Source organism: Millisia brevis NBRC 105863 (assembly GCF_001552615.1).
Classification (GTDB): Bacteria; Actinomycetota; Actinomycetes; order Mycobacteriales; family Mycobacteriaceae; genus Millisia; species Millisia brevis.
This window is the reverse complement of the sequence record NZ_BCRN01000003.1, coordinates 320,691-345,960: the sequence shown is the minus strand read 5'-3', so window position 1 is coordinate 345,960 and position 25,270 is coordinate 320,691. Positions and strand designations below refer to the sequence as shown.

Sequence of the window (25,270 nt, the reverse complement as noted above, 5' to 3'; positions counted from 1 at the left end):
GCCATGTGGCTCGGCGACCGACTCGGTGTGGGCGACGCGACGATGTACTGGATCGGCCGGCGTATGCCGACCGATCAGTTCGCCGTGTACTCCTTCGACGCTCCGCTGTCCTCGGCGGCGGTGCGGGCCCGGGTGGCGGAGCGCATCTCGATCGACAGCGATCTGCGAGTGCGGCTCTGGGATGTTCCGGGCGACCTCGACTATCCCTACTGGGTGCCGCGCGAGTTCGGCGACGACCAGATCGAGATCCACCGGGAGACCGCCTATCACGCCGTTCTGGCGCGGTTGGCGGTGTTGGTGTCCGAGTCGTTGGACCTGCACGTCTCGCCGTGGCGGTTGCACGTCTTCCCGACGGTGACCGACCTGCCGAAGGTGCCCGGCCCGACCAGGCCGGGCATCAACGGTCTGGTCGTCCTGCAGGTCTCGCACGCGCTGCGCGACGGTCGTGGGGTCTCCGCGTTGGCGCGGGTGCTGCTGGACCCTTCGGCGCGGGTCGCGGAGAAGGCGGTCGACTCCTCGCCGGTCCTCGACTCCGTTCCGGCCGGGGTGCGCGCCGGGGTTGCGGCCATCCGGGCGACCTCGCTCGGCGCGGTGCGTTGGGCCGGCGCGATGGTTGCCGAACGTACCGGGGGCGGTTCGGAGCCCCACCCCACGACCGACAGCCCGGCAACCCCCGGTGACCCGATCCCCGAGACGCCGGCGATCCCGCAGGCCCCGGCGCCGCGCCCGTCCGGGTTCGCCCCGACGTCGCTCAACGTCGACCCCGGCGCCGGGCGGCGGCTGCGCATCATCCCGGCCGACCACGACCGACTGCGGCGCTTCGGTCCGACGGTGACCGTCGGCGCCCTGGTGGTGATCGGGGAGGCGTTGCGCGACCTGCTGCTCGAACGTGGCGACCGCATCGAGCAGGTGGCCGCGGAGGTCACCGTCGCCGTCGAAGCGGCGGATCCCGCCGCCCGCAATCGCTATCGCAATGTCGGCATCGACCTGCGCCTGGAGCGTCCCCTCGAGGAGCGGGCCGCGCCGATCGCCGCCGATCTGCTCGCCGCCCGTACCGCCCGCCCGGCGTCCGCCACCCCGGCCGAGGTCCCGCCCGCCTGGCAGCGCGCCCGCGAGGTCCGCGAATTCCCGCTGCACATGCGCCCGGACCGGATGACCGGCAATACCGTGATCTCCAGCGTCGACCGCGGCCCGGCCGACCTCGACATCAGTGGCTCGCGCGCCTTCCGCTCGGTCGGCTTCCCCGCCCTGTCACCCGCGATGGCGTTGACCCACGGGGTCTACGGACTCGGATCGTCGGTCACGATCGGCATCTGCGCCGGCGACGCGGCGATCGACGAACCGACCCTCGACCGCTACGCGGACGCGATCCGGGCGCTGCTCGACTGAACCTCGCGCCCGCTCGGCGTCGGCGTCTCGGACCGGCTCGGCGGGTGAGGTCTCAGGCCCGCTCGGCGGTCAGCCGAGTCAGGGCCGCGCGGACCTTCGCCGGATCGGTGGTCGGCCAGAACGGCGGCAGCGAGGCGCGCAGGTAGCCGCCGTAGCGCGCGGTGGCCAGCCGGGAATCCAGCACCGCCACCACCCCCTTGTCCGCGGTCGACCGCAACAGCCGACCCGCGCCCTGGGCGAGCAGCAGCCCGGCGTGGTTCGCGGCGATCGACAGGAAACCGTTGCCGCCGTGCGCCTCGACCGAGCGCTGACGGGCGTTGAGCAGCGGGTTGTCCGGCCGCGGGAAGGGGATGCGGTCGATGATCACCAGCGACAACGACCGGCCCGGCACGTCGACCCCCTGCCACAGCGACAGGGTGCCGAAGAGGCTGGTCGCCTCGTCCTCGGCGAACCGCTCGACCAGAGCGGACAGGGTGTCGTCACCCTGACAGAGCACCGGGGTGGACAGCCGTTCGGTCAACTGGTCCGCGGCGTAGCGCGCGGCGCGCATCGACGAGAACAGCCCGAGGGTGCGGCCACCGGCCGCGGTGATCAACTCCTCGATCTCGTCGATCACCGCCGCGGGCGCATCGCCCTGCTTCGGCGGCGGCAGATGCTTGGCGACGTAGAGGATGCCGGCGCGGGGATGGTCGAAGGGCGAACCGACGTCCAGGCTGGTCCACCGCGTGGTCTTCCCCTCGGCGGACCGGGCGGAGGCGAGCGTCGGGTCCGGACCGGGCGTGGCGACGACGTCGTCGAGGTCCGCCGGGTCGATCGTGTCGGCGCCCGCGGCGGGCAGTCCCCAGGCGGCGGCGAAGGCGTTGACATTGCCGCCGATGGTCAGCGTCGCCGAGGTCAGCACGACCGTCGACTCGGCGAACAGCGTCGTGCGCAGCAGACCGGCGACCGACAGCGGCGCCGCGCGCAGGATATGGCGGGTGGTGCCGCCGGCGCCGCGCTCCTCGGCCAACCACACGACGGTGCGCCGCTCGGACGGGTTCGGCTCGTCGTAGGTGCCCAGGATGCGGGTGACCGTCGAGGCGACCTCGTCGATCGCGGCCAGCGCGGCGGTGCGGGCGGCCGCCGCATCGGTGGGGGTACCGGGCCGCGCCGGGCCGATCGCGACCCGGGTCGCCGCGCAGGCGTCGGCCAGCGCGGCCAATGAGGTATCCGCGCCGTTCGGCAGCCGGTCCCAGGGCCCCGCCGGCAGTTCCTCGAGCAGGCGGGTGACGTCCTCGACCGAGGCTTTCAGTCGATCGGCGACCTCGTCGTCCACCAGGCTCGCCGCCCGGCGGGAGGCGCCGGTCAACCCGGTCGCGCTCAGTTCCGCCGTCGCGGTATCGGTGACCCGGTCGACCAGTTCGTGGGCCTCGTCGACGATCACCACGTCGGGGTCCGGCGGCAGGACGGCCACCCCGCTGATCGCGTCGATGGCGAGCATCGCGTGGTTGGTCACCACCACATCGGCCCGCCCGGCGAGGGTGCGCGCCTTCTCCGCGAAACAGTCCTCGCCGAAGGAGCAGCGCGCCTTGCCGACACATTCGCGGGTGCCGACGCTGACCTGCCGCCAGGCGCGTTCCTCGACGCCGGGCACCAGCTCGTCGCGGTCGCCGGTCTCGGTGTCGTTGGCCCAATCGCTCAGGCGTTTGATCTGCCGACCCATCCGGGAGACCTCGAAGGCGTCGAACATCACCTCGGTATCGCTCGGCGGCGCCTCGGTGGTCGCGTGCAGCTTGTTGAGGCACAGGTAGTTGCCGCGACCCTTGAGCAGCGCGAAGCGCGGCGCCCGGCCGAGCGGTTCCTTCAGCGCCTCCGCCAGTCGGGGCAGGTCGCGGTCGACCAACTGCCGTTGCAGCGCGATCGTCGCGGTCGAGACGACCACCGTCCGGCCGGAGGTCACCGCGTGCCGCAACCCGGGGACGAGGTAGCCGACCGATTTACCGGTGCCGGTCCCGGCCTGTACCGCGAGGTGTTCGCCGGTGTCGATGCTGTGCTCGACCGCCGCGGCCATCTGCCGTTGCCCGTCCCGACTCGAACCGCCGAGCGCCTCGACGGCGATCTCGAGCAGACGGGAGACCGGCGGCACGGGAGCGCTCGACCGGGCCGGTTTCGCCGGCGGGGCGGTGGTCGGGGAATCCGTGGCCGACAGGGTGGGGGAGTCGGACGGCACCGTCGACACTCTAGCCGGGTGTCGCCGAGCGGCCGGGGACGCGCGCCGATCCGCCGACTCTCAGGCCACGCGCGACTCTCAGGCCACGATGACGGTCGGGATCGCCGGTTCCCCCTCCGAGAGCGCCAAACCCTCCCAGGGCAGCGCGCGCAGGCCATCGGCAACCCGGACCCGGTCGGCGGACAGATCCGACCAGTCCGACTCGACGGGTTCGCCGCCGCGCAGCAGCGGCCGGGCGACCTCGCGGATCGAGCCCTCGACGGCCTGCGACGCGGGGTCGGCGCGGTAGGCGTCCGCGGCGTCGCCGAGCAGGATGCGCTCCTCGACCAGGGTGCCGCTGGGTCGGGCGACCCGCAGCGCGAGCTTGACGCCGCCGCGGGACTGCTTGTGCGCGCTGCGCTTGGCGACCGGGGTGCCGTCGACCTCGACGAGCTTGTAGACCAGCCCGGCGGTCGGGGCGCCCGAGCCGGTCACCAGGGAGGTGCCCACCCCGTAGGAGTCGATCGGCTCCGAGCGCAACGCGGCTATCGCGTACTCGTCGAGGTCGCCGGAGACGACGATGCGCGTATTGCGGGCGCCGAGGTCGTCGAGCTGGCGGCGCACCTGCGGGACCAGGACGCCGAGTTCGCCGGAGTCGATGCGGATCGCGCCGAGATCGGGCCCGGCGACCGCGACCGCGTTGCGGACGCCTTCGGTGATGTCGTAGGTGTCGACCAGCAGCGTGGTGCCGACGCCGAGGTCGGCGACCTGCGCGGCGAAGGCCTCCTGTTCCTGCGGTCCCTCCTTGTCGGTGAACAGCAGGGTGAAGGCGTGCGCGCTGGTGCCGCCGGTCGGGATGCCGAACCGCAGACCCGCCTCGAGGTTGGAGGTCGTGGTGAACCCGGCGAGGTAGGCGGCGCGGGCGGCGAATACGGCCGCCTCCTCGTTGGTGCGGCGCGATCCCATCTCGATCAGCGGCCGGCCGTTGGCGGCGGAGACCATCCGCGTGGCGGCCGAGACGATAGCGGTATCGAAGTTGAGGATCGACAGCAGCAGGGTTTCGAGCATCACGCACTCGGCGAAGGTGCCGCGGGCGGTCAGGATCGGGGAGTCCGGGAAGTAGAGCTCACCCTCGGGGTAGGCGTCGATATCGCCGCGGAAGTGGAAGTCGGCGAGCCAGGAGGTGGTCTTGTCGTCGAGGAAGTGCGAGACGAAGTCGATCTGCTCGTCGGTGAACCGGAACCGGGTGACCGCCTCGGCGACGCGGCCGGTGCCGCCGACGACGCCGTACCGTCGGCCCGCGGGCAGGCGCCGGCCGAAAACCTCGAAGGCGCAGCGTCGCTCGGCTCGCCCGCTGCGGAAGGCGGCGGCGAGCATGGTCAGTTCGTATTGGTCGGTCAACAGGGCCGTCGACGTCCGGACGCTCATCGGCGAGACTTTACGAGCGTCGTGCGCCCGGTGCCAGACCTCCCGCTGCGGCGCGGCCGCGACCGGCGTCGTAAACTGCGGGTTATGGGATACGGGAGCTACCCCATGGGCGGGCGGACGATCGATACGCTCCGGATGGCCAGTGCGATGCCCGAGGCGACGCCTGCCGATTCGACTTTCGAGGCCACCCTCGATGCCGATGACCGGCCCTGGGTGACCGTCGTCTGGGACGACCCGGTGAATCTGATGCCCTATGTCACGTACATCTTTCAGAAGCTGTTCGGGTACAGCAAGACTCGCGCGACCGAGTTGATGATGCAGGTGCATTCGGAGGGCAAGGCGATCGTCTCCAGCGGCACCAAGGACTCGATGGAGAACGACGTACATCGGCTGCACGAGGCCGGCCTCTGGGCGACCATGCAGCGGGACCGCTAGTGGATGCCTGGGCGCGCAAGTCGACGCTCGGCGGCACCCGCATCCGCACCGAGATGAACGCCCGCGAGTCGGGGATGCTGCGGTCGCTGGTCGAATCGCTCAACGGGATGCTCGACAAGCGGCGCCAGGAAGCACCCGAGGACGACCTGACCCGGTTGACCGGTATGCGCCTGGCCGGTACCGAACCGCCGCGCGATGCGGCGCTCGCCCGGCTGCTGCCGGACTTTCACCGCCCCGAGGTCGAGCACGATCCGGTCGAGCAGGAGATGCAGAGCATCGAATCCGGCGGCCTGCGCAGCCTGCACGAACTCGGGATCATCGAGGCCAAGCAGTCGGCGGCCGCGCTGATCCTCGCGACTCTGCCCCCGACCGGCGGGCGCATTTCGCTGACCCGTGAGCAGGCGGAGCTCTGGCTGCGTGGGATCAACGATGTGCGGCTGGTCCTCGGCACGGTGATCGGTGTCGACGCGGATACCCCGGACCGGCTGCCGGAGGATGATCCGCGCGCCGCCTATCTCGACGTCTACCACTGGATGACCTGGATGCAGGACTCCCTGCTCGACGCGGTCGGCTGACCGCACCGATGACCACCGCCGGGCCGACCCGCGGACTGCTCACCGACGTCGCCGGCATCCGGGTCGGCCATCACCACCGGATCGACGACGAGGTCACCCCGGCCGGGTCCGACGGCGTCGGCACCGGTGCGGCGACCGGTTGCACGGTGATCCTGTTGCCGGCGGGGACCGTCGGCGGGGTGGACGTCCGCGGTGGGGGACCGGGCACCCGCGAGACCGATCTGCTGTCCCCGGAGAACTCGGTCCTCGGTCCCGACGCGATCGTGCTGACCGGCGGCAGCGCCTACGGGCTGGCCGCCGCCGACGGGGTGATGCGACGGCTCGCCGAGACCGGTCGGGGGATCCGCGCCGCGGGACCGACCCTGCCGATCACGGTGCCGATCGTGCCCGCGGCGGTGATCTTCGACCTGACCGTCGGCGACCCGACCGTCCGCCCGACCGCCGACTTCGGTGCGGCGGCGTTCGATGCGGCCGGTGTCGACTACGCCCGCGGAACGGCCGGCGCCGGCGCCGGTGCGCGAGCCGGCGTCCTCAAAGGCGGGGTCGGCAGCGCCTCGATCCGGATCACCGGCGGCCCGGCCGATGGGGTCACCGTCGCCGCCCTGATGGTGGTCAACCCGGTCGGGATGGTCTTCGACCCGACCGACGGCCGGCCCTGGGGGACCCCGGCCGATACCCCGCTGCGCACCCCCGACCCGGCCGAGTTGGCCGCGGCGCTCGCCCTGGCCGGCAAGCCGGGGAACCTCAACACGACCATCGGCGTCGTCGCCACCGATGCGGCGCTCACACCGGCCGGATGCCGACGGGTCGCCACCGCCGCCCACGACGGCCTGGCCCGCGCGATCCGGCCGGTCCACACGCCGCTCGACGGGGATACCGTCTTTGCGGTCGCGACCGGGGCGATCACCCCGGTAGACCCGGACCAACCGACGCCCGCCGGAATGATGGGCGACCTCGCCGCGCTCGCGACGATCTGCGTCACCGCGGCGGTGGTCACCGAGCAGGCGATCGTCGACGCCGTTCTGCGCGCGACGTCGGTGGCCGGCATCCCCGCCTATCGCGAGGTCTTTCCCTCCGCCTTCGGCTGATCGTCGGCCGCCGCGACCCGGCGAGGCCCCGTCGCTCGTCCTGATCACCCCGGGGCCGTGGCGTAGTCTCGAAAGGACGGATCAGGACGCCCGCCGCCCCTCGGTGGCCGCGACCGCGAGAGGTGACAGGTCATGAGTGCACCCAACGGACTTCCGGCCGCGGGTCCGGGGACGGGACGTCGACGCGGGGGCGCCCTGGTCTCCGCCGCCCTCCTGACCGCCGGCTTCATCGTGATGCTCTACGTCATCGAGTTCGCGGACGTGATCTCCGGACAGCGGCTCGAGCAGGAGGGCGGAATCCGTCCCCTCGAGACCGACGGTCTGGTCGGGATCCTGTTCGCCCCCGTCCTGCACGCGGACTGGGCGCACCTCTACGCCAATACCTTCGCGGTCGCGATCCTCGGCTTCATGGTTCTGGCCTCCGGTATCGGGCGTGGCATCGCGGCCACCGCGATCATCTGGGTGATCGGCGGCGTCGGCACCTGGCTGACCGGCGGTATCGGCACGCTGCACGTCGGCGCCTCGCTGCTGATCTTCGGCTGGCTGACCTACCTGATCGTGCGCGGGGTGTTCAACCGCAGCATCGGTCAATTGGCGATCGGCGTGATCGTCTTCCTCGTCTACGGCACGATGTTGTTCGGCGTGCTGCCGGGGCAGACCGGTATCTCCTGGCAGGGGCACCTGTTCGGCGCCATCGGTGGCGTGGTCGCGGGCGCGATGTTGTCGCGGAAGCGGACCACGGTCGGCGGTGGGGGCGCGGGCAGGATTTCGAGCATGGCACGATAACCGCCATGCGTGTCACCGTGCTCGGCTGCTCCGGCAGCGTGGGCGGACCGAACAGTCCCGCATCCGGCTATCTGTTGACCGCACCCGGCGTCGAACCGACCGTGATCGATTTCGGTCCGGGAATCCTCGGGGCCCTGCAGCGCTACGCCGACCCGTCCCGGGTGACCGTGCTGCTGTCACATCTGCACGCGGATCACTGCCTCGATGTGCCGGGGCTGCTGGTGTGGCGGCGGTACCACCCGATCCCCGCCACCGGCCGCGCCCGCGTCTTCGGGCCCGCCGATACCGCCTTCCGGCTCGGCGTCGCCTCCGCGGAATGTGGTGGCAGCATCGACGACGTCTCCGACACTCTCGACCTGCACCGCTGGCGCGATGGTGACACCGTCGACTTCGGCGGTTACAGCGTCCAGGTGCGGCAGGTCTTCCACCCGCCGGAGTCCTACGGCATGCGGGTGACCTCCGCCGAGGGCAAGGTGCTGGCCTATACCGGCGACACCGGCATGTGCGATGCGGTGATCGACCTCGCCCGCGACGCCGATTACCTGCTCAGCGAGGCGTCCTGGACCCACGCCGAGGACCGCCCGCCGGGCGTGCACCTGTCCGGGGTCGAGGCCGGACAGCTCGCCAAGATGGCCAACGTCAAGTCGCTGTTGCTCACCCACATTCCCCCGTGGACCTCGCGGGAGGCGGTGATCGCCGAGGCCGCCGGTCAGTTCGACGGACCCGTCCACGCGGTCAGCCCGGGCGAGGTATTCGAGTTGTGAGCGCCGGCGCCCACTACGCTTGAGGGCGTGTCGAAACGCCAAGACGATCGTGCCGATGACCAGATGCGCCCCGTGCGGATCACCCGTGGGTTCACCTCCCACCCGGCCGGATCGGTCCTGATCGAGGTGGGCAAGACGCGGGTGATGTGTACCGCGAGCATCGAGGAAGGTGTGCCGCGCTGGCGCAAGGGCTCCGGCCTGGGCTGGCTGACCGCCGAGTACGCGATGCTCCCGTCGTCCACCCACACCCGCAGCCAGCGCGAGTCGGTCAAGGGCAAGGTCGGCGGCCGCACCCAGGAGATCTCCCGGCTGATCGGCCGCTCGTTGCGCGCCTGCATCGACCTCGGGGCGATCGGTGAGAACACCATCGCGATCGACTGCGACGTCCTGCAGGCCGACGGCGGCACCCGCACCGCCGCGATCACCGGCGCCTATGTCGCGCTGGCCGACGCGGTCGAGGTGCTGCGCGAGCGCGGTCTGCTGACCGACCCGAAGCCGCTGTCGTGCATGATCGCCGCCGTGAGCGTCGGCGTCGTCGACGGCCGGGTGCGCCTGGACCTGCCCTACGAGGAGGACTCGCGCGCCGAGGTCGACATGAACGTCGTCGCCACCGATACCGGCACCCTGGTCGAACTGCAGGGCACCGGCGAGGGCGCGACCTTCGCCCGCTCGACCCTCAACGCGATGCTCGACCTCGCCGAGCAGGGCTGCGAGCAGCTCTTCGAGTACCAGCGCCTGGCCCTCGCGGCCGCACCCGCCGACGCCCCGTCGGCCGACGCGACATCGTGACCGCACCTGTGACGACCACCCGGGTGTTGGTGGCCAGCCGCAACGCCAAGAAGCTGAAGGAACTGCGCCGGATCCTCGCCGAGGCCCGCATCGAGACGGTCGAGGTCGTCGGACTCGACGAGGTCGACCCGTATCCCGAGGCCCCCGAGACCGGGGCGACCTTCGAGGACAATGCCCTGCTCAAGGCCCGGGAGGGTGCCCGCTATACCGGTCTGCCCACCGTCGCGGACGACTCCGGCATCGAGGTCGACGCCCTCAACGGCATGCCCGGCGTGCTGTCGGCGCGGTGGTCGGGCGGCCACGGTGACGACACCGCGAACCTCGAGCTGCTGCTCGGCCAGTTGCGGGATGTGCCCGCCGAACGTCGCGGTGCGGCCTTCGTGAGCACCTGCGCGCTGGTCGACCCGGTTTCGGGTGACGAGATTGTGGTGCGGGGCACCTGGCCGGGCGCGGTGGCCACGGCGCCGGTCGGCGACGGCGGCTTCGGCTACGACCCGATCTTCCTGCCCGAGGGGGAGAGCGGGTCGGCGGCGCAGTTGAGGCCGGAGGAGAAGGACGCGGTCTCACATCGCGGTCGGGCCCTGCGGGAGCTGATCGCGACCGAGCTGTTCACCCGGCTGGCCGGCGGCGCCTGAGGTCCGCCCGTACGCGCGGGCTGTGCGTACCTGAACGAAATCGGGGCGCCGAGGAGATTATCTCCTCGGCGCCCCGATTTCCGTCTGGTTTGCACACGCTCCGGGCGGTCAGCCGCCGAGGAAGTCGCGGCGCACCTGCTGGGTGCGCTTGTGCTCGACGTAGAACGACAGGAACGGGATCGTGCCCGCGAGCAGGGTGCCGACGGTGCGGCCGATCGGCCAGCGCACCTTGACCGCGAGGTCGAGGGTCAGCAGCAGGTAGACAAAGTAGACCCAGCCGTGGACCACGGCGATCCAGTTGGGCACGTTCTCGACGTGCAGGATGTACTTCGCGATCATCTCCGCGGTCAGCACGAGCAGCCAGATACCGGTGGCATAGGCGAGCACCCGGTAGCGCAGCAGGGCCGAGCGGATCCGGGCGATGCGGCCGGCGTCGGCGGGGGCGGCGTCGGTCGTCGCGTTGGGCTCGGTGGTCACTACTGCTGGCTCCTGTGGTCACTGTGATCGGAATCGCGGCCGGGCGCGGTGTCGGGTGGGTCGGCGACGGCGGTCGAGGCGCGCTCGTTGGCGCGCAGCGGACCGGCGGGACGTTCGGAGGCGTCGAGCTGCGCGAGGTAGGCGTTGTACTCCACCAACGCGCCGTCCTCCGGGTCGGGCTCCACCGGCGGGGCGACCGTCGGGCGCGTCGGCAGGACGCCCGCGGGGATCTCGGTCGGGCCGTCGACGCGCGTCGGCTCGGTGGGATCCTCCTCGAGCTGCAGGAAGCGGCGGTAGGCGAAGACGACGAAGGCGGCGAACAGCGGCCACTGCAGGGCGTATCCGAGGTTCTGACCGGTTCCGCTGGTGGACTCGTAGCGCTGCAACTGCCACCAGCCGAGCACGAGGCAGGTCGCCGCCGCGGCCACCACGAAGACAACCTGGATCACTCGGCGGCGGATGGCGGGCGAGGTCACCTCTCCACGGTACTACCGCCCGTCGTCGTTACTCGTCGCCGCCCGCGTCTGCCGACGAGCGATGCGCGGTATGCCGGACCAGGGGAATGCTGTACTGGGCGCATGCGGATCGGTCGGCGGCGGGGAGCGGGGATGGTCCTGGCCATGGGGCTGACCATGACCGTGGCGGCCTGTTCCGGCGGCTCGATCGACAGCGATCCGCAGGCGGCCGCGGGGGTGTCGACATCCTCGATCACACCGACCGCCGTGTCCTCGATCACACCGACCGCCGTGTCCACGATCACACCGACCACTCCCTCGGCGGGCGCCGGATCGCCGGCCGCACCCGGTGGGGTCTGTGGACAGGTGGCGTCCCAGTTCGGCGATGTCCTGCCGGTGTCGGTCGTCGCCGGACCGGTGGACTGTGCGACCGCGATCGGCATCGCCGAGGGGTATCTGCGCGACGCACCGACGATGGCGCAGGGTTCGGCCGCGATGCTGATCGTCGACGACTGGCTCTGCGGTCGCGCGACCCTGGACGGTCGCGCCGGTTTCGAGCAGCCGACCGACTGTGTCGGTCCGGACGAAGCACGGCATATCCGTATCGGTTCCTGAAACTCCTCCCGAATCCGGCGTCGTCATCCCTCGGAAATGGCGGCATTCGGTAGAGCGTCGGAAATGGTGGGCCGCTCGTTTCGATCGCGGTGCCCTCCTCTCGCAATGGCGACCGGCGCGGGTTGTACCGCTTCGGCGGTGGTCGAACCCACGGCGATCGCACTGCTCGTCGGCCCTGATGGTCGGGAGTTTCGCTGGATCGGCAGGGTCGGTCGGAGCGGAAAAACCCCCGGAAATAGGGGGCGGGATTCGGTTGGTCGGAATCGCATCGCACGCGGGCAGGCACTTAGAATTCGGTTGAGAAGCGAACGGTTTCGCTGGGCCCGATCCATCCATTGCGGGATATACCCGCCCAAGATAGAGGCGAGATGTCAGAACCGACCGGGGCGTCAGAGGAACTTGCCGAACTGAGAGCGCGCGTCGCGGAACTCGAGCTCCGCAACCGCGAGTTGACCGTGCCGGCCGACGGAGCGGGAAAGGGCCGGAGCGGCGGCGGGCGCGGGGTCATCGCGTTGGTGCTCATCCTGGTCAGCGTGCTGCTCGCCCCGATCGCCGTGCTCGGCATCTGGGCGCGCACGCAGCTCGTCGACACCGACCGTTTCGTGGAGACCTTCGCGCCGCTCGCCGAACAGCCCGAGGTCCAGGCGCTGGTGACCGATCAGGTCACGCAGGGCATCGAGGACAACGTCGACATCGACGCGCTGGTGAGCGACCTCTTCGCCGGGGCCGGCGATCTCGGCTTGCCGCCGCGGGCGATGGCCGCCCTTCCCCTGTTGGAGGGGCCGGCCGCCGCGGGTATGCGGGAGTTGACCAGAAGTGCGGTCGAGCAGTTGGTGGCGTCACCGCAGTTCGCCGTGCTCTGGGAGGGGGCGCTGCGGCAGACCCATATCCGCACGGTCGCCGTGATCCAGGGAGACCCGAACCGACTGGTGGCGCTCGCCGAGGACGGCACCCTGACCGTCGAGCTCGGCCCGGTCATCGAGGGGGCCAAGCAGGCTCTCGTCGAGCAGGGTTTCGGATTCGCCGAGCGAATTCCCGCGATCGAACGCTCGATCCCGGTGGTCGCCTCGGATTCGCTGGTGACCGTGCGGACGGTCTACCAGGTCGCGGTCGCGGTCGGCTACTGGCTGCCCTGGATCGTGCTCGCTCTGCTCGTCGTCGGCGTCCTTGCCGCTCGCGACCGCGCGCATGCGCTCGCGTGGGCCGGGGGAGGACTGGCGGTGTCGCTGCTGGTACTCGCGGGCGTCCTCGGAATCGGCAAGCAGTACTACGCCGGCGCGGTGAGCCCGTCGATCATGCCCACCGCCACCGCGCAGGTCATCTTCGACCAACTCACCCAGATCCTCTCGGCTGGCGTGCTCGCCCTGGTGGTGCTCAGTCTGTTCGTGGCGATCGGCGGTTGGTTGTCGAGTTCCTATCGACCGGCGCGGGTGATCCGCGGCGCCGCCGATTCCGGATTCACCTCGGTGCGTGCGACCGCCGACCGACGCGGGCTGGGCACCGGCAACGTCGGCCGGGTGGTCGATCGGTGGCGTTCCGCGCTGGTCGCCGCCACGATCGGGCTCGGCGTCTTCGCGCTGTTCCAGACTCGCCCGATCACCGTTGGCGGCGTGGTGACCATCGTGCTGATCGTCCTGGTGGGCCTGGTGGTCATCGAACTGGTGCGCCGCCCGGCGACCGCCGACGACGACGAACCGGAAGCCGGCGACGCCGAGGCGCCTAGCGAGAGCGCTGCTCTATAACGAGAGCGGCGCTCTTGACGAACATCGACGACCTTGCCATGCTCGGGACAGGACGATCCCCGAGCGGTTGAGGAGTAGACATGTCCGAGGCGTACCCGATCACTCCCGCGGCGGCGGGCGCACCGACCCGGGCGGCGGTGCTGCTGTCCGCCGGTGGAGTGTTGTTCGCGGTCTATCTGCTGACCCGGCCGTACCGGGTGGCCGGCGACACCGTCGAGCAGTTCGCCTCGGTGTGGTGGCTGGTCTCGCATACCGCCGCGATGGTCGGGTTCGTCGCGATCGCCGGGGGATTGGTCGAGGGCGCCCGCATCCTGCGGGGAACGGCGGGGGCCCGGGCCGCGGGCCGGTCGGCCGGTTTCGCGGCGGTGGGCGCGGCGCTGCTGTTGCCCTACTACGGCGCCGAGACCTTCGCGCTGCACGTGCTGGCCGGTGATCCCGTCGTGTCGACGGTCGGTGGGGTGACGGCGGCCGGGGAGATGCCGGTCGCCGAGTCGATCCGGCTCCACCCCCTGCCCGCCACGCTCTTCGGAATCGGGCTGCTCGCGTTCGCGACCGGTGCGGTGCTCGCCGGCCTGGCCCTCGTCCGCGCCGGCGGGCCGCGATACGCCGCCGTTCTCCTCGGCGCCGCCTGGATCGTGTTCATTTCGCAGTACTTCGTCCCGCCGGCCGGGCGCATGGCGGTCGGCGTGCTGCTCCTCGTGGCCTGTGTCGCCTTCGCGGTCGCCCTGTTCCGCCTGTCCGAAGTGTCCGAATCTGCTGTCTCGGTGCGTGATTGACGCTCGTCGCAGACCTCGAAACTCGGACGACAGGATCGGGGCCCTGCCGCTAGAGTGCGCTGCCAGTGCCCGACTCGGAAGGTGGCGACATGGTTGACCTGCTGGTGTTCATTCCCGCGTGCTTCGTCCTCAACCTCGCCTTCGGTCCCAACAATCTGCTGTCGGTGACCTACGGCGCCCAGCAGGGAGTCGGGTTCGCGGTCGCGGCGGGTACCGCACGATTGGCGGCGTTCGCGGTGATGATCGCGCTCAGCGCGCTCGGTCTCGGCGCCCTGTTGAGCGTCTCCGCGGTCGCCTTCACCATTCTTAAGGTCGTCGGCGCGCTCTACCTGCTCTATCTGGGGGTGCGGCTGCTGATCGGCCGGTCGCGGGTCGACGATCCCGCCGGCGCCGAGCCGCAGACCTTGCGGGGTGCGCTGCGCTCGGAAGGCCTGATTGCGCTGGGCAATCCGAAGGCGATCCTGATCTTCGCCGCCTTCTTCCCGCAGTTCGTCGACGTCGGGCACTACTGGTTGAGCTACCTGATCCTCGCGACGGTCTTCCTGATCCTCGAGGTGGCGGCGATCCTGTGTTACGCGGTGATCGGGCGACTGGCCGGCACCTTCGCCGCGACGCGGTTGCACTGGCTGCGACGGGCGTCCGGGGCGGGCATGATCACCTTCGGCGGACTGCTGCTGCTCGCGAAGAATCCGGCGCCGGCCTAGGCCGGTCGACCGGTCGGCGAGGATCGCCGGTCGGTAGGGGGGTGCGCGAGGGGGGACTTGAACCCCCACGTCCGAGGACACTGGAACCTAAATCCAGCGCGTCTGCCAATTCCGCCACTCGCGCGTGCTTTCGTCGAAGTGTAATCGGCTCCGTGCGGAACGTTCGCGACCCGGGTCCGTGACGCCGTGACGTGTGTGTGATGTGTCACTTCCTCCGGAAAGAGCCGCTGTGCAGGGCGTTTGAGTGTTCCACGGAAAGGAAGATAACAAACGCATCACGAAAAGATAACGGTCTGTGACGTGACGTACGGGCCGTTGAGGCTCCGACCTGCGGTCCTTGCGTGCCGAGCGTGCGATCGGTCGATTGGTGCGGATGGCGTCGACTGTTGATACCCGCCGGTAACCAATGACATTCGACGGAACCTGAGGAATTCCTCATGATTCTGTGTCATGCTGGTCGTCGGGCAGTCCGGCACGCGATCCGCGTACGGCCGGAAAGGCCAAGGAGGGTCGCCCGCGCTCACGAGTTCGGCCCAAACGACTCGTGATGCTTTGTCCTGCAATCGATCAGAGATCGGTGCCGGTCCCTCGACATCGTGGGGTTCCGCGCGCCGATAACCGGCCGTGGCGAGAGGAAACCCCAGCAGTGACGATCGACGACAGCACATCCGGATGGCGGCGCGGAGTAGGTTCCGCCGGCGAACGCATCAATACCCTGGCCGAGCGGCTTCGCGGTGGTGAGTCGTACGCCGTCGCCTTCGGCGGACAGGGAGCCCCCTGGCTGGAGCCGCTGTCCGAACTGATCAACGACGGCGCCCTCGACGGCCCGCTGACCGAACTGGTCGCGGCCGCGCAGGCCCTGCTCGCGCCGGCCAAGGCCGAGCTGCTGGTGGTCCGGCCGTCCGGATTCGACCCGCTGACCTGGGTCGCCGACCACGACGAGAGCTTCGGCCTCGAGGGCGAGAGCGTCTCGACCCCGTCCGACGCCGTTCTGAGCAGTGCCGCTGTGTCGATCCCCGGCGTGCTGCTCACCCAGATCGCTGCGCTGCGCGCGTTGGCCCAGCAGGGTCTGGACTGGACCTCGACCGCGCCCGCCGCGATCGTCGGTCATTCGCAGGGCGCCCTGGCCGTCGAGGCCGCCCGCACCGAGGGACGCGACGACGCCGAGCTGTTGGCCGTCGCCCAGCTGATCGGCGCGGCCGGTGCGCTGGTTTCGCGCCGCCGCGGGCTGATCGCCAACTCGGTCGGTAGCCCGATGGTCGCGGTCTCCAATGTCGACCCCGAACGCCTGCGCGCCATCCTCGACGACCTGGTCGGTACCGATCCGGGCCGCGCCGAACTGGCGATCCGCAATGGCCGTCGCCGCGTGGTGCTCTCCGGCTCCCCGGCGCGGCTGGCCCGTGTCCAGGAGGTCTGCGAGGAGATCGCCGACCGCGAGCAGCGCGAACGCGAAGCGAAAAAGCGTGGCGGATCGGTCTTCTCGCCGGTCTTCGAGGAACTGTCGGTCGAGATCGGCTTCCACCACTCCGTGCTCGCCGAGGCGGTCGCCACCGTCGAGGACTGGGCCACCCTCTGCGGGCTGGACGTCGAGCGGGCCGGACGGCTCGCTCGCGCGGTGCTGACCGACCCGGTCGACTGGGTTGCGGAGGTCGACACCGTGATCGCCTCCGGCGCCCAGTGGGTCCTCGACCTCGGGCCGAGCGACATGATGACCCGCCTGACCGGCGCCCTGCTGCGCGGTCGCGGCGTCGGCGTGGTCGCCGCGGCGACCCGACAGGGCCAGCGCAGCCTCTTCACCCCGGGCGCCGTGCGCGAACCCGACCCGAAGTGGAGCGATTTCGCCCCCACCACCGTTCGTCTGCCCGACGGTCGCGTGGTCGTCGAAACCTCCTTCACCCGCCTGACCGGCCGCTCGCCGATGCTGCTGGCCGGCATGACGCCGACCACCGTCGACGCCGGCATCGTCGCGGCCGCCGCGAACGCCGGGCACTGGGCCGAGCTCGCCGGTGGTGGCCAGGTCACCGAGGAGATCTTCCTCGACCGGGTCAAGCATCTGCGCAGCCTGCTCGAGCCGGGCCGCCGCGTGCAGTTCAACTCGCTGTTCCTCGACCCCTACCTGTGGAAGCTGCAGCTCGGTGGCCGCCGACTGGTCCAGCGGGCTCGCGCCGCCGGCGCCCCCTTCGACGGCGTGGTCGTCACCGCCGGCATCCCGGAGCTCGAGGAAGCGGTCGAGTTGATCGCCGAGCTCACCGAGGTCGGCATCACCCACGTCGCCTTCAAGCCCGGCACCGTCGCGCAGATCAAGGCCGTGCTGCGCATCGCCGCCGAGGTCCCGGACTACCCGGTGATCGTGCACATCGAGGGCGGCCGCGCCGGTGGTCACCACTCGTGGGAGGACCTGGACGATCTGCTCCTGGCCACCTACGCGGATCTGCGTACCCGCCCGAACGTGATCGTCTGCGTCGGTGGCGGTATCGGCACCGCCGACCGCGCCGCGGACTACATCACCGGTGAGTGGAGCGTTCAGCTCGGCTACCCGGCGATGCCGCTCGACGGCGTGCTGGTCGGCACCGCCGCGATGGCGACCCTCGAGGCGACCACCTCGCCCGAGGTCAAGCAGCTGTTGGTCGACACCCCCGGAACCCCCGACTGGGTGGGCGCCGGAACCGCCACCGGCGGAATGGCTTCCGGCCGCAGCCAGCTGGGCGCCGATATCCACGAGATCGACAACGCCGCGTCGCGCACCGGCCGACTGCTCGACGACGTCGCCGGTGACGACGAGGCCGTCGCCGCGCGCCGCGACGAGATCATCGCCGCGCTCGACGGCACCGCGAAGCCGTACTTCGGCGACGTGGAGACCATGACCTACGGCGACTGGCTCGGCCGCTACGTCGACCTCGCGATCGGCGCGGACGTCGCCGCTCCGTTCGACACCGGCTCGGCGGTCGCCGACGCCGCACTGGTCGGCGGCCGTTCGGTGTGGTTGGACGTCAGCTGGCGCAACCGCTTCCGGGAGATGTTGGAGCGCACCGAGGCTCGCCTCAACGAGGCCGACCGCGGTACGATCGCCTCGCTCTTCGCCGACGACGCGCTCGAGTCCCCGCGCGACGCGATCGCCGCGCTGATCGCCCGCTACCCGGAGGCCGCCTCCACCGTCCTGCACCCCGTCGATGTGCCGTTCTTCATCGCGCTGTGCCGCACGCCGGGCAAGCCGGTCAACTTCGTCCCGGTGATCGATAAGGACGTGCGCCGCTGGTGGCGTTCGGATTCGCTGTGGCAGGCCCACGATCCGCGCTACGGCGCCGACGAGGTGTGCGTCATCCCCGGCACCGTCGCGGTCGCCGGCATCACCCGCGTCGACGAGCCGGTCGGTGAACTGCTCGATCGCTTCGAAGCCGCTGCCGCGGAGCGGATCACCGCCGCCGGTGGCGAGCCGGTCGACGTCGACTCCCGCCGTCGCGGTGACGCCGCCGACGGCCCGCTGGCCACGCTGCTGCTGTCCCCGGACGTCTCCTGGGCCGGCCGCATCACCATCAACCCGATCCACAAGCTCGGCGACGTCGACGCGTGGTCGATCGACGGCGACACCGGTGTGCACCCGCCGACCGGTGCGCGCCTGAGCCTGGTCGAGGACGGCCTGGTGCGTCTGTCGGTGCCGCTGGGCGATTCGCGCACGGTCACCATCCCGATCCGCATGCCCGCCGCCGTCGCCACCGGCGCCGCCCCGGTCGTCGAGTACGCCGACGCCGAGGCCGCGATGTCCGAGCTGCTGACGCTGGCCGCCGGACAGGACCTCGCCACCGTTCGCAACGGTGTCGCCCGCATCAACATCGCCTGGCAGCCGGATCTGCCGGCCGACCACACCGGCGTCACCGCCGCGGGCCTGGCCGGTTCGCTGACCGGTGGACCGCACGGTGTCCCGGACGTGCTGGTCGGCGCCTGCTGGCCCGCGGTCTTCGCCGTCCTCGGCGCCGCGCATACCGCCGACGGCGACGCGGTCATCGAGGGCATGCTCGACCTGGTGCACCTGGACCACGCGATCCAGCTGTTCGCCGAATTGCCGGACGAGGTAGCGGTTCTCGCGGTCAAGGCCACCTCCGGCGACGTCGTCGACACCGACATCGGCCGCGTGGTCGAGGTACGGGTCGAGATCGGCCTGATGCTCGATCAGGGCATCGAGACCCCGGTCCTGGCGGTGCTGCGCGAGCGGTTCGCCATCCGCGGCCGCACCGGCGAGGCCGAGCTGCCCGATCCGGATCGCGCCGGCGGCTCGCTCACCGACGCCGTGTCCGATACCCCGCGCCGGCGTCGCCGGGACACCACGATCACCGCGCCGCGGTCGATGGCGTCGTTCGCCCAGGTCTCCGGTGACCACAACCCGATTCACACCTCGAACGCCGCGGCCCGCCTCGCCGGCCTCGGCAGCCCGATCGTGCACGGCATGTGGCTCTCGGCCGCCGCCCAGCAGGTCGTCGTCGCCATCGACGCCGAGCAGGCGCTGCCGCCGCGTCGGCTGACCGCCTGGACCGCCCGCTTCCTCGGGATGGTCCGCCCGGGCGCCCCGATCGACGTGCGCGTCGACCGGATCGCCCGCGACGGTGGCGCCGAGATCGTCGAGGTCTCCTGCCGGATCGGCTCCGACCTGGTCATGGTGGCCACCGGCCGGATCGCCGCCCCGAAGACCGTCTACGCCTTCCCCGGACAGGGCATCCAGAAGCCGGGTATGGGCCTCGACGCCCGCGCCCGCTCCGCGGCCGCCCGCCAGATCTGGGAGCGCGCCGACAAGCACACCCGCAAAGCGTTGGGCTTCTCGATCCTCGCGGTCGTGCGGGACAACCCGACCGAGGTCAAGGCTCGCGGTGTGACCTACCGGCACCCGGCCGGCGTGCTGCACCTGACCCAGTTCACCCAGGTCGCGATGGCTACCCTCGGTGTCGCCCAGATCGCGGAACTGCGTGAATCCGGCGCCTTCGTCGAGGACGCGATCCTCTGCGGTCACTCGGTCGGTGAGTACAACGCCCTGGCCGCGGTCGCGGGAGTCCTTCCGCTCGAAGCGATCCTGGAGGTGGTCTTCCAGCGCGGTTCGGCGATGCACGAGTTGGTCCCGCGCCACGAGGACGGCACCAGCGACTACCGCATGGCCGCGATCCGCCCGTCCCAGATGGGTCTCCCCGACGCGCAGGTCGAGGAGTTCATCGCCCAAATAGCTTCGGATACCGGCGAATTCCTGCAGGTGGTCAACCTCAACCTGCGCGGCTCGCAGTATGCGATCGCCGGTACGGTCGCCGGTCTCGAGGAACTCGAGAAGCGCGCCGACAAGATGCGCCTCGACTTCGGGGGCAAGCGCTCGTTCATCCTGGTTCCCGGCATCGACGTGCCGTTCCACTCCTCGGTGCTGCGCCGCGGTGTGCCCGACTTCCGGGCGCGCCTCGAGCAGTTGCTGCCGGAGGAGATCGACCCGTCGATCCTGCTCGGCCGCTATATCCCGAACCTGGTGCCCAAGCCGTTCTCGCTCGAGCGCGACTTCGTCCAGGAGATCGCCGATCTCGTGCCCTCCGATCCGCTCGCGACGGTGCTCGCCGACTGGGACAACTGGGCGGCGCAGCCGGCCAAGCTGACCCGCGTCGTGCTCACCGAACTGCTGGCCTGGCAGTTCGCCAGCCCGGTGCGCTGGATCGAAACGCAGGACCTGCTGTTCGCGTCGGAGGCCGACGGCGGCATGGGTGTCGAGCGGTTCATCGAGGTCGGTCTGGCCTCGGCGCCGACGGTGGCCGGCCTGGCCACCAACACCCTCAAGCTGCCCGGTCGCGTCGGTTACCCGGTCGAGGTGCTCAATATCGAGCGCGAAGCGGCGGTGGTCTACTCCACCGACGTCGACCCGGCCCCGGTCGAGGACGAGCCGGAGCCCAGCGTTCCGGTCGAAAATGATTCGGCGGCAGCGGAAGCCGCTCGCGGCGCCGCCGTTGCGGCCGCCCCGGCCCCGGCTCCCGCTCCGGCGGCCGCCCCCGCGGGTGGTCCGGCGCCGGCCGATATCGGCTTTGCCGCCGCCGACGCGACCAAGATTCTGATCGGGCTGTGGACGAAGATGCGCGTCGATCAGATCGGCCCCGCCGACACGATCGAGGCCCTCTGCGACGGCGTCTCGTCCCGACGCAACCAGCTGCTGGTCGACCTCGGCTCCGAGCTCGGACTCGGCGCGATCGACGGCGCCGCGGACGCCGACCTGGTGTCCCTGGCGGGCACGGTCGACAAGCTGGCCCGCACCTATCGCCCGTTCGGCCCGGTGCTGACCGACTCGATCGGCGACCACCTGCGGAAGGTCTTCGGCCCCACCGGAAAGCGCCCCTCGTACGTGCAGGACCGGGTGACCGGTGTCTGGCAGCTCGGCCCCGGCTGGGCCAGCCACGTCACCGCCGAGGTGGCCCTCGGTACCCGCGAGGGTGACTCGGTGCGCGGCGGGCCGCTCGGCGGTCTGGTCGAATCGCTGACCGACACCGCGTCGGTCGACGCGGCGATCGACGCTGCTGTTGCCGGCGTCGCCGCCCGTCGTGGCGTCTCGGTCGCACTGCCGTCGGCCGGTGGCGGGGGCGGCGGCACGGTCGACGCCGCCGCGCTCGGGGAGTTCACCGACCAGATCACCGGTAAGGACGGCGTGCTCGCCTCCGCCGCCCGGCTGGTGCTCGAGCAGCTCGGCCTGGCCGAGCGGATCTCGGACGCCGGCGTGGACACCACCGATCAGGAACTGGTCGACCTGGTGGCCGCGGAACTCGGTTCCGATTGGCCGCGCACGGTCGCCTCGGCCTTCGACGACAAGCGTGCGGTGCTGCTCGACGACCGGTGGGCCAGTGCGCGTGAGGATTTGGCGCGCATCTGGATCGACAGCGAGGTCGACGTGCTGTCGGCGGCGTTTGTCGGTGCCGGTGACGCCGTCGCCGAGCAGGCCGGTTGGTGGGCGGCGCGGGCGACCGCGGCCGGACGCCCCGACCTGGTCGAGAAGTACGAGCGGATCGCCGCGGCGGCGCAGGACACCACGCCGGGGCAGTTCGCCGACGAGGTCGCCGTGGTGACCGGCGCCGGCAAGGGATCGATCGCCGCCGCGACCATCGAGAAGCTGCTGTCCGGGGGTGCGACGGTCTTCGCGACCACCTCGCGCCTGGACGCGTCGCGGCTCGCGATGTACCGCGACCTCTACCGGCGCTCCGCCCGCAGCGGCGCCGCCCTGTGGGTGGTCCCGGCGAATATGGCGTCCTACACCGACGTCGACGCCCTGATCGAGTGGGTCGGCTCCGAGCAGACCGTCACCGCCGGTGGTTCGGCGGTCGTGGTCAAGCAGGCGTTCACCCCGACCCTGCTGCTGCCGTTCGCGGCGCCGCGGGTCTCCGGTGAACTCGCCGACGCCGGTGCCCGCGCCGAGATGGAGATGCGCGTGCTGCTGTGGTCGGTCGAGCGGCTGATCGCCGGACTGGCCGCGGTCGGCGTCGACTCCGACGTCGACGGCCGGCTGCACGTGATCCTGCCGGGCTCGCCCAACCGCGGAATCTTCGGCGGCGACGGTGCCTACGGCGAATCGAAGGCCGCCTTCGACGCGGTGCTCAACCGCTGGAAGGTCGAGCGCAACTGGGCCGAGCGAGTCACCCTGGCCCACGCCCGGATCGGTTGGGTGCGCGGCACCGGCCTGATGGGTCACAACGACCCGATGGTCGACGCCGTCGAGGCCGCGGGTGTCAGCACCTGGTCGACCTCCGAGATGGCCGACCAGCTGCTCGCCGCCGCCTCGCCGGAGGCTCGGGAGCGCGCCGCCGACGGCCCGATCGACATCGACCTGACCGGTGGTCTGGCCGATCTCGAGATCAGCCTGCCGGAACTGGCTCGTCAGGCGGCCGAATCCGCCGAGGCCGAGGCCGACGCCGAGGCGCCGGAGCAGGCCGCGCCCGCCGGGGTGCACGCACTGCCGGCTCCGCCCGGAGTGGGTATCGAGTCGTCGATCCCGACCTGGCCGACCATCGACGCGCGACCGGAGGATCTGGTCGTCGTGGTCGGTGCCGGTGAACTCGGACCGTACGGATCGGCGCGCACCCGGTTCGAGATGGAGGTCGACGAAAAGCTCTCGGCCGCCGGCGTTCTCGAACTCGCCTGGGTCACCGGCCTGATCACCTGGGAGAACGATCCCAAGCCCGGCTGGTACGACGCCGAGAGCGGCGACCTGGTTCCGGAGTACGAGATCGCCGAGCGTTACCACGACACCGTCGTCGAGCGCAGCGGCATCCGCCGGTACGGCGACGACGACGAGATGATCGACAACACCGCGCCGTTGATGACGTCGATCTTCCTCGACAACGACCTGACGTTCTCGGCCGGAAGCGAGGCGGAGGCGCGCGCCTACGCCTCCTCCGACCCGGAGCGCACGGTGATCTTCGAGGACGACGGCGAGTGGAAGGTCACCCGCAAGGCGGGCTCGGAGATCCGGGTCCCGCGGCGGATGAAGCTCACCCGCACCGTCGGTGGCCAGATCCCGACCGGCTTCGACGTCACCCGGTGGGGTATCTCGCCGGACATGGCGAGCTCGGTCGACCGGGTCGCGCTGTGGAATATCGTCTGCACCGTCGACGCGTTCCTGTCGTCCGGCTTCACCCCGGCCGAGTTGATGCGCTGGATCCACCCGGGTCTGGTCGCCAACACTCAGGGCACCGGCATGGGCGGCATGACCTCGATGCGCTCGCTGTACATCGACACGTTGCTCGGCGAGTCGCGGGCGAACGACATCCTGCAGGAAGCCCTGCCGAATGTTGTTGCCGCGCATGTTGTGCAGTCCTACGTCGGTAGCTACGGCGCGATGGTCCACCCGGTGGCGGCCTGCGCCACCGCGGCGGTCTCCGTCGAGGAAGGTGTCGACAAGATCCGCCTCGGCAAGGCCGGCTTCGTGGTCGCCGGTGGCTTCGACGACCTGAGCATCGAAGGCATCATCGGCTTCGGTGACATGTCGGCCACCGCGGACTCGAAGGCGATGTCCGCCAAGGGCATCGAGGATCGCCGCTTCTCGCGGGCCAACGACCGTCGACGCGGCGGCTTCGTCGAATCGCACGGTGGCGGCACGATCCTGCTGGCGCGCGGCGACCTCGCCCTCGAGATGGGGCTGCCGGTTCTCGGTGTCATCGGCTGGGCGCAGTCCTTCGGTGACGGCGTGCACACCTCGATCCCGGCGCCCGGACTCGGTGCGCTCGGTGCGGGTATCGGCGGCGGCTCCTCGCCAATGGCGACCTCGCTGGCCCGCCTCGGGGTGGGACCGGACGACATCGCGGTGGTCTCCAAGCACGACACCTCGACCGCGGCGAACGACCCGAACGAGGCCGAACTGCATACGCGCCTGGCGCGCAAGCTCGGTCGTAGTGCCGGCAACCCGCTGTTCGTCATCTCGCAGAAGTCGCTGACCGGACACTCGAAGGGTGGCGCCGCCGCCTTCCAGCTGATCGGTCTGTGCCAGGTGCTCGCGGCCGGCGTCATCCCGCCGAACCGCAGCCTCGACTGCGTCGACGAGCAGATGGCCGACTTCCCGAACCTGGTGTGGGCGCGCGAACCGCTGCGGTTCGGGGAGAACCTGCCGCTGCGGGCGGGCCTGCTGACCAGCCTCGGCTTCGGTCACGTGTCCGGCCTGATCGCGGTGGTCCACCCGGAGGCGTTTGTCGCCTCGATCCCGGAGGAGCGGCGGGCGGCGTACCGCGCCGCGGCGCATCAGCGTCGGGTCGACGGTGCCCGACGGTTGGTCGCCGCGATGGCCGGTGGACCCGAGCTCTACCAGCGGCCACCGTCCGACCGGCGCCTCGGCCCGGACGACTCCGCACACAAGAAGGCGAAGGCCTTCGAGGCGGAGATGTTGATGGATTCGTCGGCTCGACTCGGAGACGACTCCGTGTACCGAATCGTCGGGACGAACGGCGCGGTTGCCGATAGTGTTTCCGGCGGCGGCAGTGGTGCCGGCGGTGCACAGGAAGCGGAGGGCCGGGCGTGAGCATCCTCGGGGTGGGTTTCGACATCGTGTCGGTGCCGGAATTCGCCGAACAGCTCGATCAGTCGGGTACGACGATGGTGAAGGAATCCTTCACCGCCGGGGAGCGGCGCCACGCGGCCTCCCGCGGGTCGGATCCGGCGCGGCATTACGCGGTGCGCTGGGCGGCGAAGGAGGCCGTGCTCAAGGCGTGGGCCACCTCGCGCTTCGCCCGGCCGCCGCAGATCGGGGACAACCCGTATCCGTTGATCGAGGTGGTCAACGATGCGTGGGGGCGCCCGACGGTCAAGCTGCACGGCATGGCCGCCGAGTTCCTGCCGACGGTCAAGATCCACCTGTCGCTGACCCACGACGGGGACATGGCCGCCGCGATGGTGGTCCTCGAGGAGTGACCCGCTAGACCAACGAACCGGGGTGTGCG

18 protein-coding genes and 1 tRNA gene are annotated in these 25,270 nt (G+C 71.0%); 14 read left to right on the top strand and 5 right to left on the bottom strand.

Features of this window, described 5'->3' with window-relative positions:
* The first annotated feature begins 3 nt into the window (after window positions 1-3).
* Complete coding sequence (locus MB1_RS06365; RefSeq protein ID WP_066904860.1) at window positions 4-1,389, top strand: hypothetical protein; 1,386 nt, start codon at window positions 4-6, stop codon at window positions 1,387-1,389.
* A 52-nt stretch (window positions 1,390-1,441) separates the two neighbouring features.
* Here MB1_RS06365 and MB1_RS06360 read toward each other — a convergent pair whose 3' ends face one another.
* Together MB1_RS06360 and MB1_RS06355 are read right to left on the bottom strand one after the other, a co-directional pair.
* Window positions 1,442-3,514: an ATP-dependent DNA helicase gene (locus tag MB1_RS06360; protein ID WP_066905054.1), complete on the bottom strand. Its 2,073-nt coding sequence runs from the start codon at window positions 3,512-3,514 to the stop codon at window positions 1,442-1,444.
* Window positions 3,515-3,676: 162 nt separating this feature from the next.
* Window positions 3,677-5,005: a nicotinate phosphoribosyltransferase gene (locus MB1_RS06355; RefSeq protein WP_066904858.1), complete on the bottom strand. Its 1,329-nt coding sequence runs from the start codon at window positions 5,003-5,005 to the stop codon at window positions 3,677-3,679.
* A gap of 135 nt (window positions 5,006-5,140) precedes the next feature.
* Here MB1_RS06355 and clpS point away from each other — a divergent pair, with 135 nt between their 5' ends.
* The 7 genes from clpS to rdgB all read left to right on the top strand — a co-directional run bounded on the left by clpS (window position 5,141) and on the right by rdgB (window position 10,077).
* Window positions 5,141-5,440: an ATP-dependent Clp protease adapter ClpS gene (gene clpS / locus MB1_RS06350; protein ID WP_245650043.1), complete on the top strand. Its 300-nt coding sequence runs from the start codon at window positions 5,141-5,143 to the stop codon at window positions 5,438-5,440.
* A complete protein-coding gene (locus MB1_RS06345; protein WP_157083928.1) occupies window positions 5,440-6,015 on the top strand; it encodes a DUF2017 domain-containing protein in 576 nt (191 codons plus the stop codon). The genes clpS and MB1_RS06345 overlap by 1 nt, the downstream gene beginning before the upstream one ends.
* An 8-nt stretch (window positions 6,016-6,023) precedes the next feature.
* Window positions 6,024-7,103: a P1 family peptidase gene (locus MB1_RS06340; protein WP_066904854.1), complete on the top strand. Its 1,080-nt coding sequence runs from the start codon at window positions 6,024-6,026 to the stop codon at window positions 7,101-7,103.
* Window positions 7,104-7,235: 132 nt separating this feature from the next.
* Complete coding sequence (locus tag MB1_RS06335; protein WP_084351014.1) at window positions 7,236-7,889, top strand: rhomboid family intramembrane serine protease; 654 nt, start codon at window positions 7,236-7,238, stop codon at window positions 7,887-7,889.
* A gap of 5 nt (window positions 7,890-7,894) precedes the next feature.
* Window positions 7,895-8,653: a cyclic nucleotide-degrading phosphodiesterase gene (locus MB1_RS06330; RefSeq protein ID WP_066904853.1), complete on the top strand. Its 759-nt coding sequence runs from the start codon at window positions 7,895-7,897 to the stop codon at window positions 8,651-8,653.
* 27 nt (window positions 8,654-8,680) lie between these two features.
* Complete coding sequence (gene rph, locus MB1_RS06325; RefSeq protein ID WP_066904851.1) at window positions 8,681-9,442, top strand: ribonuclease PH; 762 nt, start codon at window positions 8,681-8,683, stop codon at window positions 9,440-9,442.
* Window positions 9,443-9,450: 8 nt separating this feature from the next.
* Window positions 9,451-10,077, top strand: coding sequence for an RdgB/HAM1 family non-canonical purine NTP pyrophosphatase (gene rdgB, locus MB1_RS06320; protein ID WP_066904850.1), 627 nt, complete (start codon window positions 9,451-9,453; stop codon window positions 10,075-10,077).
* Between the two features lie 108 nt (window positions 10,078-10,185).
* On the opposite strand, the gene MB1_RS06315 is transcribed toward rdgB, so the two are convergent.
* The gene (locus tag MB1_RS06315; protein WP_245650065.1) at window positions 10,186-10,500 is read right to left on the bottom strand and encodes a DUF3817 domain-containing protein; all 315 of its coding nucleotides are present in this window, start codon (window positions 10,498-10,500) and stop codon (window positions 10,186-10,188) included.
* A 53-nt stretch (window positions 10,501-10,553) separates the two neighbouring features.
* The gene (locus MB1_RS06310) at window positions 10,554-11,030 is read right to left on the bottom strand and encodes a hypothetical protein (protein ID WP_369406848.1); all 477 of its coding nucleotides are present in this window, start codon (window positions 11,028-11,030) and stop codon (window positions 10,554-10,556) included.
* A gap of 132 nt (window positions 11,031-11,162) precedes the next feature.
* Here MB1_RS06310 and MB1_RS06305 point away from each other — a divergent pair, with 132 nt between their 5' ends.
* From MB1_RS06305 to MB1_RS06290, 4 genes are all read left to right on the top strand, one after another.
* Window positions 11,163-11,624, top strand: a complete 462-nt coding sequence (locus tag MB1_RS06305; protein WP_066904846.1) for a hypothetical protein — start codon at window positions 11,163-11,165, stop codon at window positions 11,622-11,624.
* A 368-nt stretch (window positions 11,625-11,992) separates the two neighbouring features.
* Window positions 11,993-13,366, top strand: a complete 1,374-nt coding sequence (locus MB1_RS06300) for a hypothetical protein (RefSeq protein ID WP_066904844.1) — start codon at window positions 11,993-11,995, stop codon at window positions 13,364-13,366.
* Between the two features lie 80 nt (window positions 13,367-13,446).
* Entirely contained in the window at window positions 13,447-14,142 is a 696-nt protein-coding gene (locus MB1_RS06295) for a hypothetical protein (protein WP_066904842.1), read from the top strand.
* An 89-nt stretch (window positions 14,143-14,231) separates the two neighbouring features.
* On the top strand, window positions 14,232-14,846 hold the full coding sequence (locus MB1_RS06290; protein WP_066904841.1) for a LysE family translocator: 615 nt from the start codon (window positions 14,232-14,234) through the stop codon (window positions 14,844-14,846).
* 42 nt (window positions 14,847-14,888) lie between these two features.
* Here MB1_RS06290 and MB1_RS06285 read toward each other — a convergent pair.
* Window positions 14,889-14,970 (bottom strand) — tRNA-Leu (locus tag MB1_RS06285).
* Between the two features lie 522 nt (window positions 14,971-15,492).
* Here MB1_RS06285 and MB1_RS06280 point away from each other — a divergent pair.
* A complete protein-coding gene (locus tag MB1_RS06280) occupies window positions 15,493-24,852 on the top strand; it encodes a type I polyketide synthase (RefSeq protein WP_084351012.1) in 9,360 nt (3,119 codons plus the stop codon).
* Window positions 24,849-25,241, top strand: coding sequence for a holo-ACP synthase AcpS (acpS, locus tag MB1_RS06275; RefSeq protein WP_066904839.1), 393 nt, complete (start codon window positions 24,849-24,851; stop codon window positions 25,239-25,241). The genes MB1_RS06280 and acpS overlap by 4 nt, the downstream gene beginning before the upstream one ends.
* Window positions 25,242-25,270 lie beyond the last annotated feature (29 nt).

Bases quoted from the DNA above. Each gene is read 5' to 3' on its own strand.
- MB1_RS06335 (WP_084351014.1), top strand. From the start codon at position 7,236: ATGAGTGCACCCAACGGACTTCCGGCCGCGGGTCCGGGGACGGGACGT.
- MB1_RS06305 (WP_066904846.1), top strand. From the start codon at position 11,163: ATGGTCCTGGCCATGGGGCTGACCATGACCGTGGCGGCCTGTTCCGGC.
- MB1_RS06330 (WP_066904853.1), top strand. From the start codon at position 7,895: ATGCGTGTCACCGTGCTCGGCTGCTCCGGCAGCGTGGGCGGACCGAAC.
- MB1_RS06290 (WP_066904841.1), top strand. From the start codon at position 14,232: ATGGTTGACCTGCTGGTGTTCATTCCCGCGTGCTTCGTCCTCAACCTC.
- MB1_RS06340 (WP_066904854.1), top strand. From the start codon at position 6,024: ATGACCACCGCCGGGCCGACCCGCGGACTGCTCACCGACGTCGCCGGC.
- clpS (WP_245650043.1), top strand. From the start codon at position 5,141: ATGGCCAGTGCGATGCCCGAGGCGACGCCTGCCGATTCGACTTTCGAG.
- MB1_RS06365 (WP_066904860.1), top strand. From the start codon at position 4: ATGTGGCTCGGCGACCGACTCGGTGTGGGCGACGCGACGATGTACTGG.
- MB1_RS06355 (WP_066904858.1), bottom strand. From the start codon at position 5,005: ATGAGCGTCCGGACGTCGACGGCCCTGTTGACCGACCAATACGAACTG.
- MB1_RS06300 (WP_066904844.1), top strand. From the start codon at position 11,993: ATGTCAGAACCGACCGGGGCGTCAGAGGAACTTGCCGAACTGAGAGCG.
- MB1_RS06295 (WP_066904842.1), top strand. From the start codon at position 13,447: ATGTCCGAGGCGTACCCGATCACTCCCGCGGCGGCGGGCGCACCGACC.